The organism is Streptomyces sp. NBC_00984 (assembly GCF_045162475.1).
Classification (GTDB): Bacteria; Actinomycetota; Actinomycetes; order Streptomycetales; family Streptomycetaceae; genus Streptomyces.
Genome location: NZ_CP108734.1, coordinates 2,161,649 through 2,175,484, shown reverse-complemented (window position 1 = coordinate 2,175,484; position 13,836 = coordinate 2,161,649). Strand labels below are relative to the sequence as shown.

The following is a 13,836-nucleotide window of genomic DNA, read 5'->3' as shown; positions in this document are numbered from 1 at the left end:
ACGCCTTCCTGAACTTCCCCGCATTCCCACACCAGTTGAGCAAAGGAGCAGCCGTCATGGAAACGGCAATCTCGGCGGAGGGTCTCCGCAAGCGCTACGGCGACCATCAGGCGCTGAGCGGCATCGACCTCTCCGTACCCGCGGGCACCATCCTCGGCGTCCTCGGACCCAATGGAGCCGGCAAGACCACGACCGTACGGATTCTCGCCACGCTCCTGGAGCCGGACGAGGGGCGCGCCACCGTGGCCGGGTACGACCTGGCGACCCAGGCCCGCGAAGTGCGCGCCCACATCGGGCTGGCCGGCCAGTACGCGGCGGTGGACGAGCGGCTCACCGGGCGCGAGAACCTCCAGCTGATCGGGGTGCTGCTGCACCTCGGACGGCGCGGGGCGAAGGCCCGTGCCCATGAACTCCTCGAACAGTTCGGGCTCGTGGACGCCGCCGACCGGCCGGCGAAGACGTACTCCGGCGGTATGCGCCGCCGTCTCGACCTCGCCGCGAGCCTGGTCGCCCGGCCGCCGGTGCTCTTCCTCGACGAGCCGACGACCGGTCTGGACCTCACCAGCAGGCAGACCCTCTGGCAGATGGTCCGGGACCAGGTGGCCGAGGGCGTGACCGTGCTGCTGACCACGCAGTACCTGGAGGAGGCCGACCAGCTGGCCGACCGGATCGCGGTCATCGACCAGGGCACCGTGATCGCGGAGGGCACTCCCGACCAGCTCAAGCGCAAGGTCGGCGGCGAGCGGCTGGAGGTGTCGGTGGCCTCCGTCACCGATCTGGCGGCCGTGGCCCGGACGCTGTCCGACATCTCGCCCGGGGAACCGGTCACGGACCGCGAGACCCGTACCGTCTCCGTACCGCTGACCGGCGGTGTGAGCACCATCGCCGCGGCTGCGAGCGGTCTCCAGCGGCTCGGGATCGAGCCCGAGGACTTCGCCGTACGCCGTTCCTCGCTCGACGACGTGTTCCTCGCCCTGACCGGGAAGCAGGGCCGGACCGAGCCCGCGTCGGATCCCGACGCTGGCGGAACCGCCACCACGACCAAGGAGAAGCAGCCGGCATGACCGAGGCAATCAGCGACTCGTTCGCACTCGTGGGCCGCCAGATGCGGCACATCCGCCGGATGCCGGAACAACTGCTCGGCATCACCGTGATGCCGGTGGCGTTCGTCATCGTCTTCGGCTACCTCTTCGGCAGCGCCATGCAGGTGCCCGGCGAGGGCGGCTACAAGGAATACATCATGGCCGGCATCTTCGCGCAGGTGATGCTCACCAACATCACCACGACCGCGGTCGGCGTGGTGGGCGATCTCAACAACGGTCTGGTGGACCGGTTCCGTGCGCTGCCCATCTCCCGGTCCTCCGTCCTGGTGGGACGGACCGTGGCGGACGGCGTGCTCGTCGCCTGGACCTGTGCCGTGATGGCACTGGTCGGGTACTTCATCGGCTGGCGCGCGCACAACGGCGTGCTCCAGACGCTGGCCGGCTTCGGACTGCTGCTCATGATGGGCTTCGCGATGTCGTGGCTGGGCGCCCTGCTGGGGCTCGTGCTGCGCAATGTGGAGACCGTGAGCGCGGCGGCCGGCGTCATCATGATGCCGGTCGCGTTCCTGTCCAACGCGTTCGTGCCGCTGGACGGGCTGCCCGGCTGGATGCGGGTGATCGCCGAGTGGAACCCGGTCAGCGCGGTCGTCTCCGCGAGCCGGGACCTGTTCGGCAACGAAGGGGGCGCCACCAGCGGGGCGTTCCCCGCGGAGCATCCCATCCCCGCCGCGCTGGCGGTCCTCGTGATCCTGATCGCCGTGGTGGTGCCGCTGGCCGGACGGGCGTACCAGAAGGCGGCCGCACAGCGCTGACGGTCACCCGACAGCCTCTCAGCGTCTCGGGCTGATCATCATGAAGAGCACCCGCAGTACCAGCACGCAGCTGATGAGCAGGAGGTTGTAGCCGAAGAGTTCGAAGAGCCCCAGACCGTCACTGATCCGGGGTCCGCCGCTGGTCCGCAGCAGCTGCACACCCACCAGACCTATCACACCGCCCAGGAACGCCAGCAGTACCTCATGCACCAGCGAACGCAGGAATCTGCGGTCCTGCGGATCCTGGAACATCCGTACACCGACGGTGAGTTGACCGCCCTCGATGGCACTGCCGATCCGTTCGACCCGGCGCGGCAGCCTGCGCAGCATCGGAACCATGGCGAGCAATTCCTCGGTCACCGAACGTCCCAGCATCTCGGGCCGCAGCTTCCGCAGATGCTGGGTGACGGCGAAGGAGCGGGCCCGGGTGACGATGTCGAAGTCCGGGACGAGCCGTTCCAGGGAGCCCTCCATGGTGGCCAGTGCCCGGAACACAGCCGCTATCTCGGGCGGCACGCTGATCCCGTACCGCGACACGATGGTGAAGAGGTCCGCGAACATCTCCCGGTCCGGTTTGACACCGGGCGCGAAATGCCTGGCCAGGAACCCTCCGAGCGCCCGCTCCAGCTTCCGCTCGTCGACCAGTTCGGGGTGGGCCACCAGCTCCAGCAGCGCATCGGAGAGGCCGGCCGGATCGCCGCGGTGCAGGGCGAGCAGCATGCTGCGCAGCGTGGAGCGGAGCGACCGGTCGATACGCCCCACCGAGCCGAAGTCGAGCATGCCGAGCCGCCCGTCCGCGAGCAGCAGCAGGTTGCCGGGATGCGGATCGGCGTGGAAGACCCCGCTCGTCATGATCTGTCCCAGCAGGCACTCCAGCATCGCCTGCGCCAGGGCGTCCCGGTCCAGTCCGCGTTCGTCGAGGATGCCCGAGACGCTGTGCAGCGGGACGCCCTCCATCCACTCGGTGACCAGGACGCGGCGACTGCTGAGGTCCAGGTGCACCTCGGGCACCTGGATCACGGACTCACCGGTGGACTGTTCGATGGCGGCCGCCACCGAGAGGGTGTTGCGCGCCTCGATGCGGAAGTCGAGCTCCTCGTGGAGCGAGGCCGCGAACCCCTCGGCGAGCGCCCCGGCCCCCACACTGCGGCCCCATTCGGTGTGGTGCTCCAGCTTCGCCGCGAACCGGTACAGGATGTCCAGGTCGTCCACGACGATCGCCCGCGCCTCCGGCCGCTGCACCTTCACGGCGACCTGCTCACCGCTGTGCAGCCTGGCACGGTGCACCTGGGCGATCGAGCCGGCCGCGATCGGCTTGGGCTCGAACTCGGCGAACACCTCGGCGGTCGGTGCGCCCAGTTCCTCCTGGAGCACCTGCTCGATGGCTTCCCACGGCTCGGCCGTCGCCTGGTCCTGCAGGGTGCTGAGTTCGTCGATGAACTCCTGCGGCAGCAGGTCGTAGCGTGTGGACATCACCTGGCCCAGCTTCACGAACGTCACCCCGGCCTCCTCCAGCGCGAGCCTGAGGGACGGGGCGAGCACGGCGCGTTCGGCGGGGGCGCGGCGAGACCTGCCGCTGAGGAACCGGCCCAGTCCGTGACGTACGAAGATCCGGCTCAGCCGTGCGTACCGGCGGGTCCGGGCGAAACGGCGGCGCAGCGCCTTCGGGAATCCCACCAGGCCGCGCACGGTGCCGGAAGGGATCAGTACTTCGGTGGCGGCGAGGAAGACCATGGCCACCAGCAGGGAGACACCGATCTCCAGGGTGAGCAGCGCCAGGGGCTGCACATCGCGCAGGGGTAACCCGACGAGGGTGCCGGCGCCGATGCCGACGGCCGCGGTGAGCGCGGCGCGGCCCTTGCCGATCTCGACGCCGAGCAGCCGCCGGGCGCCCGAGGCAAGTCCGGCGAGCAGCGCGGTGAGGGAGAGCGCGGCCAGGAGGACGAGTACTGCTGTGTTCATCGCTGACGCCTTCGCCGCAGGTAGTAGGAGACCGTGACGACACCGAGCAGCGGGCCCCACAGCAGCAGGGGCGCGTAGCACCAGCCCATCACGCTGCGGTGGACATCGTCGAGGCTGCCGCTGTCGACCTTGTCCCACGCCAGGTACTGACTGAAGGTCACCACGGTCAGGATCAGTGCGCCGAGAGCCGCGGGAACGACGGCCGCCCAGGTCCGGACCGGCCGGCCCCCGATGAACGGCAGCCAACGCGGGGCGACCAGGCCCCAGTTGCTGACCAGGCCGAGGGTGAGCAGCGCCACCAGTTCCTGAAGGACCGTGATGAGGGGCAGGACGAAATAGCCGCTGCCGGGCAGGCCGTAGTCGGTGCGCAGGACCGCGTCGCTGTAGCCGACCGGCACGCCGACGGTCATGGCCAGGCGCCACAGCGAGGAGGGCAGGGCGATCAGGGGGACGGCGTGGGCCGTCCAGCGCATCCACCGGGACGGAGGGGGTGTGGACAGCGCCGTCGGGCGGCGGGAGTCGCGACTGACTTCAGTGGTCATGGTCTTCAGACTGCCAATCTTCTTGTATGCGGCACAACCAAGCAAAGCCCGACACCCCCGTGCCGCCGTGGTGAACGGCGCGGGGGTGCCGGGAAGGTGTTGTTCCTACCGTCAAGTCGCCGATCCTGCGCCGGCGTTCACGGTCTCGTGGGGCTTCTCGGGGGACGGGTCGCGGTGGCTTTCGCCGTCGCCGACGGGCGTGTTCCGGTTGCCCGGCCACCAGGCCCGCCGGCCCAGTAGCGTCGTGACGGCGGGCACCAGCAGCAGCGCCATCACGAAGGCGGTCAGCAGGATGCCGAACGCCACGGCGAAGCCCATCTGCTGCAGCATGCTGTTCTTGGCGAGCAGCAGCACTCCGAAGGTGCCCGCGAGGATGAAGGCCGCCGCCCCGACGGTCGACGCGGTGCGGGTGATCGCCTCCCGCACGGCCTCCGCCGGGCTTCTGCCGCGCCTGGTCTCCTCGCGGAGCCGGGCCGCCATCAGGATGTTGTAGTCGGTGCCGATCGCGACGACGAAGAGATACACGATCACGGGCAGGGTGAAGAGCAGGCCCTGCTCGCCCCTGATGTCCTGGAACAGCCACACCGTGGAGCCGAGCGTCGCTCCGAAGCCGAGTCCCACCGCGAGCATCAGGTACCAGGGGGCGACGACGCTGCGCAGCAGCAGCCCGAGAATCACCATGATCGCGATTCCGGCGACCGGGAAGACCAGTGAGTAGTCGCGGTTCGTGGCGTGCTGGATGTCGGCGAGCACGGCCGAGGTGCCGCCGACGAGCGCCCGGGTGCCGTCCGGAGCGGCCTGATGGGCGGCGTCGCGAAGCGGTCCCGAGACCAGCTCGATGGCCCGGTCGCCGGCGGGCTTCTCCCGCAGCACCACGCCGAACTGGGCCACGTCGCCCTTCGGACTGACGGTGGCGGGCGTGACCTGTCCGAGCTTGGCCGCGGTCAGCCTCTGCCGGTACGCGTCGAGATCGGCCTGCTTCAGCCGGGCGCCGTTCTCCGCCTCTACGAGCACCCAGGTCGGATCGGTCTGCCCGGCGGCGAAGCCGCGCTGCAGATCCTCACCGGCGCGTACGGACTCCAGGTCCTTCGGGAGCGAACTCTCGCTGTCGAACGCCGGGTTGAAGCTGAACGCACCGACGGCCAGGACCGCCAGCAGCCCGCCCGAGACGGCGGCGACGACGCCGGGGCGTCGTGCGGTGAGCGCACCGACCCGGCCCGCGAGCCCGTGACCGGGCTGCTTGCGCCAGGACTTGGACGGCCAGAACGCCTTGCGGCCGAGCAGGGAGAAGACCGCCGGGACCAGGGTCAGTGCCGCCGCCAGGGTGACCGCCACCGAGATCGCCAGGGCGGGACCCATGGCACGCAGCATGCCGAGGCTGGACAGCAGGAGGGCGAGGAAGGCGACGATCACCGCTCCGGCGGCGGAGGCGATGGTCTCGCCGACGCGACCGACCGCCTCGCTCATGGCCGGCTTGGGGTCGTGGCCTTCCCGGAGCAGTTCCCGGTACCGGAAGAGCAGAAAGAGGATGTAGTCGGTGCCGACACCGAACAGCACGACGATCAGAATGGCGGTGATCGAACTGTCGGCCTGAAGCCCGCCGAGTTCCGCGGCGGTCGAGATCAGCCCGGTCGCGACCATGAAGGTGAGCGCGATGATCAGTACCGGAAGGATGGCGATGAGCGGGCTGCGGAAGATGATCAGCAGCAGCACGATGATCAGGAGCAGCGTGGCCTGCATGATCATGGCATCGGTGTCGCCGGCCGATTCCTGGGAATCCAGCGCGGTGGCGGCGGCTCCGGTAATGCCCGCCTTGAGCTCCGTGCCGGCCAGCAGTTCCTTGACGTCGGTCCGGATTTCCTTTACGGATTCCGACACCTTCACGTCGTACGGGTCCTTGACCGTGGCAAAAATACTGGCCAGTGCTATCCGGCCATTGGGGGAGACCGACTGCGGATTGGTCTCCACGGACTTGATCCGGTCGAGCTTCCTGTCCTGGAGCCCCGCGACGACCTTGCCCAGGTCGGTCTTGTCGGCAGCGGTGAGCTTCCCGCCGTCGGACCGCTGGAACACCGCCACCGCCGCCGGTGTCTCCTGCTGCGGGAACGCCTTCTCCTGAAGGCGGCTCACCTGCACGGATTCATAGTGGGACGGCAGGAAATCCGCCTGGTCGGTGGTGGCCTTGAGCTGTGGGGCGAGGAGCCCCAGCGCCACGGCGGCGATGATCCAGGCGAGGATGGTGAGCCAGGGGCGGCGCACGGCCAGCCGCCCGATCCCTCCGAACATGGGACTCCTTCTGCGGGTTTCTGGTGGGGGGGAAACGATCTCCGCGAGTGTAAGGAGACCGCACCCCCGGAATCCCGTGGGATGTCAGGTTGCTGCCAGGCCTTCCCATGGCCCTTCGAACACATGATGTGCATGCCGACGCCAATTCGACGACGGGAATATGCGGCAGCGGACAGCCCTTAGCCCCGGGATCCGGCCACCGCCGTCACGATCGCTGTCCGGAACTCATCTCCGGACGGCTCTCAGGAGCAGCCCCGCTGCAGATTCCAGCCGATGAAGCTGTGCTTCAGCTCCACGTCGAAACTGCAGGACGCGGTGCCGTCGGCATTCAGATCCACATAGGAATGGTGCTTGTTCGCGTACCAGTCGCCGGACGTGTCGAAGACGCCCTTGTACGAGAATTCGGCGTGTGCCTCATTGTGGGAGACGGCGCAGTCGGTGAGGCAGTCGGCGTTCTTGCTCGACGATTCCAGCGACCAGCCCGCGTCCCAGGGCTCACGGTTCCATTCCTGGCGCGCCTCGGTGGCCGCGGTGGTGACGCGGTTGCCGTCGGTGCCCCAGGTGGATGTCGTGTAGAGGCCGGTCATCCGGATGTTGCAGCAGTCGTACATCTCGGACCAGCTCTTCAGCTGCCGGGTGCCCGCGGCCTTCGCGCCGGCTGCCGCGGCTCCGGCCCCGCCGCCCGTGTCCGCGCCCACCGCGGCGACCAGTCGGGCGGGCCCCAGCTGCGGCTTGCAGTCGGCGCCTATGGTGACCTGCTGCCGCACGGCCATGCCGGCCGGTGGCGCGGGCAGCGAACCCGACAGCTTCACGTCCGTGCAGGCCTGCCCGGCTCCGTCGGGTGCCGGCGCGTCGCCCGCGGCGGCGGTGGCGGGTACGGCCGACAGGGAGAGCAGACCGGCCGCTGCCGTCGCGGCCATGGTGATTCGGATACGCAATTCTCCAGCCCTTCTTGGCATTTCAAGTGATTCCGCACGGAGCGTAACGGGGCCTCTCAAGGCGTGAGACGGCATCGGAGAGGTTGGCAGGAAGCTGACAATTCACTGTCGCCGGGCGCGTCGCATACGTAGTGGCACCTTCATGTCAGCGCCATTGTCCGGAAGCCGGGGGCGACGGGAGAGTGGTGGTCGATATTCGTCGAATGAATGAGTCACCACCGGTGCGACTGAGGGGTTTCCTCGTGGGCGTAAATCAAATGTGTGAGGCCCCGATATCCGCGCCGGGGCGACCGGCCGGGATTCTCGGCCAACTCGGGCTGCACGAGGCGGAGTTCGAGACAGGAATGCATGAGGCGCTGGCTGTCGCGGAGAAGTGGCTCCAGGACTGCGCCCACGACGCCCCCGATCCCCGGATCGCCGCACTCACCGGCCATCTCGCGGCGGCCGGAGGCAAACGGCTCCGGCCGCTGCTGGTGCTGCTCGGCGCCGAGTTCGGCGACCCGTGGCAGGACGGTGTCATCCAGGCCGCCGTCATCGCGGAGCTGGTCCACATCTCCTCGCTGTACCACGACGACATCATGGACGGGGCCACCACCCGGCACGGAGTCGTCAGCGCCAACGCGCGCTGGGGCGACCGGGCCGCCGTGCTCGGCGGTGACTGGCTGCTCGCCCGCGCCGCCCGGCTCGCCGCCGGCCTCGTTCCCGCCGCGATAGACCTCAACGCCCGGACCGCCGACCGGCTGGTCTCGGGGCAGCTGTGCGAACTGACCGGGCCCGCCCCCGGTGAGGACCCCGTGGCCCATTACTACGAGGTGACCGCGGGCAAGACGGCCGCCCTGCTCGCCATGTCGCTGGGGCTCGGGGCCCTGCAGGCCGGCGCGCCCGCCTCGCGGGTGGCGGCACTGACCGGATACGGCGAACAGCTCGGCATCGCCTTCCAGATCGCCGACGACCTGCTCGACCTCAGCGCCCCGGCCGAACTGACCGGCAAGGAACAGGGCAAGGACCTGCTGGCCGGAGTGCCCAGCCTTCCCGTACTCCTGGTGCGGGCGGGTGACGACACGGTCGACGGCGAGCTGCGCGCCCTGCTCGCCGACGGTGCCGGAGCCTCGCCCGCCGCGCACCGTCGCGCACTGGAACTGTTCCGCCGTTCACCGGTGACGGCGGAGGCCGAAGAGCTGATGCACCGGCGCCTGGAGCGGGCCCGTGCCTTCCTCGGTGAGCTGCCGCCGCTGCCCGCGCGCCGCGCACTCACCGCACTCTGCGACTTCGTCGCCCGCAGGACCGCCTGAGCCGTCCTGTGAACCGGCTGGCACAGTAAAGGAGTTGGTCATGTCGATGAACGAGCGGATCGGCGAACTGGCGCGAATCCGTCAGGAGGTCCTCCAGGGGGTGCCCGCCGCCACCGAGGCGCAGCACGCCAAGGGCAAGCTGACGGCGCGCGAGCGCATCGCGCTGCTCCTCGACGAGGGTTCGTTCAAGGAGGTCGAGCAGCTGCGCCGGCACCGGGCGACCGGGTTCGGCCTGGAGGAGAAGAAGCCGTACACCGACGGTGTCATCACCGGCTGGGGCTCGGTCGACGGCCGTACGGTCTTCGTCTACGCGCACGACTTCCGGATCTTCGGCGGTGCGCTGGGCGAGGCCCATGCCACGAAGATCCACAAGATCATGGACATGGCCATCTCGGCCGGTGCCCCGCTGGTGTCGCTGAACGACGGCGCGGGCGCCCGTATCCAGGAGGGCGTCTCCGCGCTCGCCGGGTACGGCGGGATCTTCCAGCGCAACACCCGGGCCTCCGGTGTCATCCCGCAGATCAGCGTGATGCTCGGCCCGTGCGCGGGCGGCGCGGCCTACTCCCCGGCGCTGACCGACTTCGTGTTCATGGTCCGCGAGACCTCGCAGATGTTCATCACCGGACCGGACGTCGTCAAGGCGGTCACCGGCGAGGAGATCACCCAGAACGGGCTCGGCGGCGCCGATGTGCACGCCGAGACCTCGGGCGTCGCGCACTTCGCGTACGACGACGAGGAGACCTGCATCGCCGAGGTCCGCTACCTGATCGGGATGCTGCCCTCCAACAACCGGGGGACACCGCCCCGTTCCGTCTCGGCGGACCCGGCCGACCGGCGATGCGAGGCACTGCGCGACATGGTCCCGCTGGACGGCAGCCGACCGTACGACATGCGTCGGGTCATCGAGGAACTCGTCGACGACGGCGAGTACATGGAGGTCCACGAGCGCTGGGCCACCAGCGTCCTGACCACCCTGGCCCGCCTCGACGGCCAGGTCGTCGGCATCGTCGCCAGCCAGCCGCAGTCGTTCGCGGGGGTGCTCGACATCCACTCCTCCGAGAAGGCGGCGCGCTTCGTGCAGATGTGCGACGCCTTCAGCATCCCGCTGGTCACCCTCGTCGATGTGCCGGGCTTCCTCCCGGGCGTCGACCAGGAGCACGGCGGGATCATCCGGCACGGCGCGAAGCTGCTGTACGCGTACTGCAACGCCACCGTCCCCCGGGTGCAGGTGATCCTGCGCAAGGCGTACGGCGGCGCCTACATCGTCATGGACTCCCGCTCCATCGGCGCCGATGTCTCGCTCGCCTGGCCGGCCAACGAGATCGCCGTGATGGGCGCCGAGGGCGCCGCCAATGTGGTCTTCCGGCGCCGGATCCAGGCCGCGGACGACCCGGACGCGATGCGCGGGCAGCTGGTCAAGGAGTACAAGGCCGAGCTGATGCACCCCTACTACGCGGCCGAACGCGGTCTGGTCGACGACGTCATCGATCCCGCCGACACCCGCCACGTCCTGATCGGCACGCTTTCCATGCTCGGCTCCAAGCACGCCCCGTTGCCCGCCCGCAAGCACGGAAACCCCCCTGCGTGAGGAGACACCATGTCAGTACCGGCACTCGAGGGGCCGCTCGGCTCCGCCCTGTTCAAGGTGATCAAGGGCGCCCCCACCCCGGAGGAGCTGGCGGCCGTCACCGCCCTGCTCACGGCGCTGTCCACGGCCGGTCGCGGGAACCCGGACACGGCACGGGAGACCGCACCGGTCGCCGTCTGGGACCGGCCCGATGCCTTCCCGCCCGCCTCCTGGATGGCCAGAGCCTGAAATGACACCCGGCGCTCCGGGCTCCCACGGCTCTGGCAGCTTTCTGCCGTCGTCGTTGCGGGGCCCGGCGCCGCCCTGGTAATCAGTCTCAAAGCGGCGAACCCGGTCGTACAGGTACGGCTGCGGCCGAAATCAGGAGGCAGCTCGTGCTTCAGGTGGTGTTCCGGATCCTGGGGCCGTTGGACATCAGCGCCGACGGGCGGCCCGTCGTTCTCCAGGGCGCCCGTCAGCGCACGATCATGTCGATGCTGCTCCTCGCCCCCAACCGGGTGGTGTCGGTGGACACGCTCGCCGACGCCGTCTGGCACGGCAACCCGCCCGCCACCGCCCGCAACCAGATCGCCATTTGTGTCTCGGCCCTGCGCAAGACCATCAAGGCCGCGGTCGGCGTCGAGGACATCCTGGTCACCAGCCACCCCGGCTACATGCTCTTCGCCGGCGAACACCGCATCGACGCCGTCGAGTTCGAGGACCGTGCCGCCAAGGGGCGGGAGGCCGCCCGCCGCGGCCGGTCCGAGGAGGCGTGCGCCCACTTCGAGGAGGCCCTCGCCATGTGGCGCGGCCCCGCACTCGAAGGCATCTCCGCCGAGCGCGTCGAGTCCGAGGCGGCCCAGCTGACCGGGATGCGCCTCGATGTGTACGAGGAGTACGCCGGGCTCCGCCTGGAACTCGGCCAGCACCGCGAAATGACCGGCGAGCTGGGCGCGTTCGTCCGCGAACACCCGCTCCGCGAGCAGGCCACCGGGCACCTGATGCTCGCCCAGTACCGTTCGGGCCGCCGCGCCGAGGCCCTGGAGACCTACCGTGACGCCCGGCGGCTGCTCGCCGAGGAGCTCGGCATCGACCCCGGCCCGGCGCTGCAGGAGCTGCACGAGGAGATCCTCGCCGACTCCCCGGGACTCGGCCTGCCCGCGGAGGCCGTCAGCCTCGTACCCCAGACCACCGTGCCCGCCCATCTCCCGCCCAGCGCCGCCTCGTTCACCGGACGCCATCCCGAACTCGCCTCGCTGGACCGGCTCCTCGACCATCTCGACGGCGGCGCGCTCCCGGTCGGGTCCATCACGGGCACCGGTGGCGTCGGCAAGACGGCCCTCGCCGTGCACTGGGCCCACCAGGTCGTCGCCCGGTTCCCGGACGGCCAGCTCTTCGCGGACATGCGCGGCTACGACGAGGCGGAGGCGCCCCGCAGGCCCGGAGCCGTACTCGACCGGTTCCTGCGCGCCCTGGGCGTACCCGGACCGCAGATCCCCGCGGACCAGAACGAGCGCACGGCCCTCTTCCGCAGTGTCCTGGGCGGCCGCCGGGTCCTCGTCGTCCTCGACAACGCCCGCTCCTTCCAGCAGATACGCCCCCTGCTGCCGGGCACCGGACGCTGCTGCGTCCTGGTCACCAGCCGCGACACGATGGGCGGCGCACTCGCCGGCGACTACGCCTTCGTGCCGCTGCACCTCGGCTCGCTGGAACAGGACGAGTCGATCGCCCTGCTCTCCCGGGTCGCCGGCGACGAACGCTTCGGTGCCGACCCGGTCGGTGCCGCCCGGCTCAGCGCGCTCTGCGACCGGCTCCCGCTGGCCCTGCGGATCGCGGCCGCACGGCTCGCCGCCAAACCCCACTGGTCCGTACGGACCCTGGTGGCCCGGCTGGAGGACCAGCACCGCAGGCTCGACGAGCTCAGCCTGGACGAGCGCGGAGTCCGGGCCGGACTGCGGCTCAGCTACCGGGATCTCCCGGCCGATGCCGCACGGATGTTCCGGCAGCTCGGTGTCCTCAACGTCCCCGACTTCTCCGCCTGGGCCGGGGCCGCGCTCCTCGACATCGACCCCGTCGACGCCGAGGACCTGATCGAGCAGCTCGTCGACGCCCAGCTGCTCGAACCGCTCAGCGCCACCACCGGACATGTCCGCTACCGCTTCCAGGACCTGCTGAGGCTGTTCGCCCGCGAGTGCGCAGGGGCCGAGGACAGCGAGGAGGAACTGCGGTCCGCCACCCGGCGCGCCTGTGCCGCCTGGCTCGCGCTGGCCGGAGAGGCCCATCGGCGGGTCTACGGCGGCGACTACACCGTCATCCACGGTCCCGCGCCGCTCCACCCGCTCCCCGGCCATCTGGTGGAGAGCCTGCTGGAGGACCCGATGGAGTGGTTCGAGACCGAACGCTCCTCGATCACCGGGCTGGTGGAGCAGGCCGCCCGGGACGACGAGTCCGCCTACGCCTGGGATCTGGCGATGACCAGCGTGACGCTCTTCCAGAACCGCAACTACCTGGAGGACTGGCGGGACTGCGGCGACCGGGCGCTGGAGGCCGCCGCCCGGACCGGGGACGTCCTGGGAGAGGCGGCGATGCTGCATTCGCTCGGCACCCTGGAGATCGTCGAGTGGGACCACGACTCCGCCCATCGACGCCTCAGCCTGGCCCTGCGGCTGTTCGAGGAGCAGGGCCAGGACCAGGGACGCGCCCTGGTCCTCCGGAATCTGGCGCTGTGCGAACGCCATCGCGGAGACATGGACCGTGCCAGGGAGATGGGGCACCGCTCGCTGGAGATCTTCCGCGCGGTCGGTGACCACTACGCCGAGGCCCATGTGCTCGGGCTCCTTGCGCAGGTCGAACTGGAGCGGGGCGACCCGCAGGCGAGCCTGCGGCTGTCCTCCGAGGCGGTCGCCCGAAGCCGCGGCCTGGGGACCGAACGGGGCGAGGCGCAGAACACCGTCCGGCTGGCCGAGGCACTGATCCATCAGGGGGACGGGGAACGGGCGGAGGAAGCCTGCCGACGCGCGCTGGAGCTGGTCCGCGGCAGCGGTGACCGCCGGGGTGAGGCGCATACGCTGCGCACGCTGGGCGAGGCCCTGTGGTGCCGGGGCAGGACCGAGGAGGCCGAGGCGGTTCTGCGGGATGCGCTGCTGACCTCGGCCAAGGTGCCCGACCGCTTTCTGGAAGGGCGGGCCGGGATCGTCCTCGGGTGCGTGCAGGCTCTGCACGCGGACCGGGCCGGGGCCGCCGGCAGCTTCAAGGCGGCGGAGGATCTCTTCGCCGAGGTCGGATCGCCGGGCTGGCAGGACCGGTCCGCCCGGCTGCTGGCGGTGCTCGGCGACGGCGGGGAATTGGACTCGGACCGCTTGTTCGCGCTCGTACGGCCCTGAGGGGCCCGGGG

General features: G+C 70.3%; 10 protein-coding genes. 6 read left to right on the top strand and 4 right to left on the bottom strand.

The annotated features are described in order from the left end of the window. The first annotated feature begins 56 nt into the window (after positions 1 to 56). On the top strand, positions 57 to 1,064 hold the full coding sequence (locus OG520_RS09385; protein WP_406012874.1) for an ATP-binding cassette domain-containing protein: 1,008 nt from the start codon (positions 57 to 59) through the stop codon (positions 1,062 to 1,064). Beyond that, positions 1,061 to 1,855: an ABC transporter permease gene (locus OG520_RS09380; RefSeq protein ID WP_406012873.1), complete on the top strand. Its 795-nt coding sequence runs from the start codon at positions 1,061 to 1,063 to the stop codon at positions 1,853 to 1,855. Before OG520_RS09385 ends, OG520_RS09380 begins: the two co-directional genes overlap by 4 nt. Positions 1,856 to 1,873: 18 nt before the next feature. On the opposite strand, the gene OG520_RS09375 is transcribed toward OG520_RS09380, so the two are convergent. The 4 genes from OG520_RS09375 to OG520_RS09360 form a co-directional block, all read right to left on the bottom strand. After that, positions 1,874 to 3,817: an ABC1 kinase family protein gene (locus OG520_RS09375; RefSeq protein WP_406012872.1), complete on the bottom strand. Its 1,944-nt coding sequence runs from the start codon at positions 3,815 to 3,817 to the stop codon at positions 1,874 to 1,876. Beyond that, positions 3,814 to 4,359, bottom strand: a complete 546-nt coding sequence (locus tag OG520_RS09370; RefSeq protein ID WP_406012871.1) for a hypothetical protein — start codon at positions 4,357 to 4,359, stop codon at positions 3,814 to 3,816. Before OG520_RS09370 ends, OG520_RS09375 begins: the two co-directional genes overlap by 4 nt. Positions 4,360 to 4,470: 111 nt before the next feature. Then, positions 4,471 to 6,645 (bottom strand): MMPL family transporter, encoded by a 2,175-nt coding sequence (locus OG520_RS09365; protein WP_406012870.1) that lies wholly within the window; start codon positions 6,643 to 6,645, stop codon positions 4,471 to 4,473. Between the two features lie 242 nt (positions 6,646 to 6,887). Further along, positions 6,888 to 7,583, bottom strand: coding sequence for a hypothetical protein (locus OG520_RS09360; RefSeq protein WP_406012869.1), 696 nt, complete (start codon positions 7,581 to 7,583; stop codon positions 6,888 to 6,890). 257 nt (positions 7,584 to 7,840) lie between these two features. Here OG520_RS09360 and OG520_RS09355 point away from each other — a divergent pair, with 257 nt between their 5' ends. The 4 genes from OG520_RS09355 to OG520_RS09340 all read left to right on the top strand — a co-directional run bounded on the left by OG520_RS09355 (position 7,841) and on the right by OG520_RS09340 (position 13,825). Further along, positions 7,841 to 8,875: a polyprenyl synthetase family protein gene (locus OG520_RS09355; protein ID WP_406012868.1), complete on the top strand. Its 1,035-nt coding sequence runs from the start codon at positions 7,841 to 7,843 to the stop codon at positions 8,873 to 8,875. Positions 8,876 to 8,921: 46 nt separating this feature from the next. Continuing rightward, the gene (locus OG520_RS09350) at positions 8,922 to 10,463 is read left to right on the top strand and encodes an acyl-CoA carboxylase subunit beta (RefSeq protein ID WP_406016450.1); all 1,542 of its coding nucleotides are present in this window, start codon (positions 8,922 to 8,924) and stop codon (positions 10,461 to 10,463) included. A gap of 9 nt (positions 10,464 to 10,472) precedes the next feature. Further along, complete coding sequence (locus tag OG520_RS09345; protein WP_399332880.1) at positions 10,473 to 10,691, top strand: acyl-CoA carboxylase subunit epsilon; 219 nt, start codon at positions 10,473 to 10,475, stop codon at positions 10,689 to 10,691. A gap of 146 nt (positions 10,692 to 10,837) precedes the next feature. Further along, complete coding sequence (locus tag OG520_RS09340) at positions 10,838 to 13,825, top strand: BTAD domain-containing putative transcriptional regulator (RefSeq protein WP_406012867.1); 2,988 nt, start codon at positions 10,838 to 10,840, stop codon at positions 13,823 to 13,825. Positions 13,826 to 13,836 lie beyond the last annotated feature (11 nt).

Excerpts from the sequence above, each read along its gene's own strand:
- OG520_RS09365 (WP_406012870.1), bottom strand. The coding sequence starts at position 6,645 with ATGTTCGGAGGGATCGGGCGGCTGGCCGTGCGCCGCCCCTGGCTCACC.
- OG520_RS09355 (WP_406012868.1), top strand. The coding sequence starts at position 7,841 with ATGTGTGAGGCCCCGATATCCGCGCCGGGGCGACCGGCCGGGATTCTC.
- OG520_RS09385 (WP_406012874.1), top strand. The coding sequence starts at position 57 with ATGGAAACGGCAATCTCGGCGGAGGGTCTCCGCAAGCGCTACGGCGAC.
- OG520_RS09345 (WP_399332880.1), top strand. The coding sequence starts at position 10,473 with ATGTCAGTACCGGCACTCGAGGGGCCGCTCGGCTCCGCCCTGTTCAAG.
- OG520_RS09370 (WP_406012871.1), bottom strand. The coding sequence starts at position 4,359 with ATGACCACTGAAGTCAGTCGCGACTCCCGCCGCCCGACGGCGCTGTCC.
- OG520_RS09380 (WP_406012873.1), top strand. The coding sequence starts at position 1,061 with ATGACCGAGGCAATCAGCGACTCGTTCGCACTCGTGGGCCGCCAGATG.
- OG520_RS09350 (WP_406016450.1), top strand. The coding sequence starts at position 8,922 with ATGAACGAGCGGATCGGCGAACTGGCGCGAATCCGTCAGGAGGTCCTC.
- OG520_RS09375 (WP_406012872.1), bottom strand. The coding sequence starts at position 3,817 with ATGAACACAGCAGTACTCGTCCTCCTGGCCGCGCTCTCCCTCACCGCG.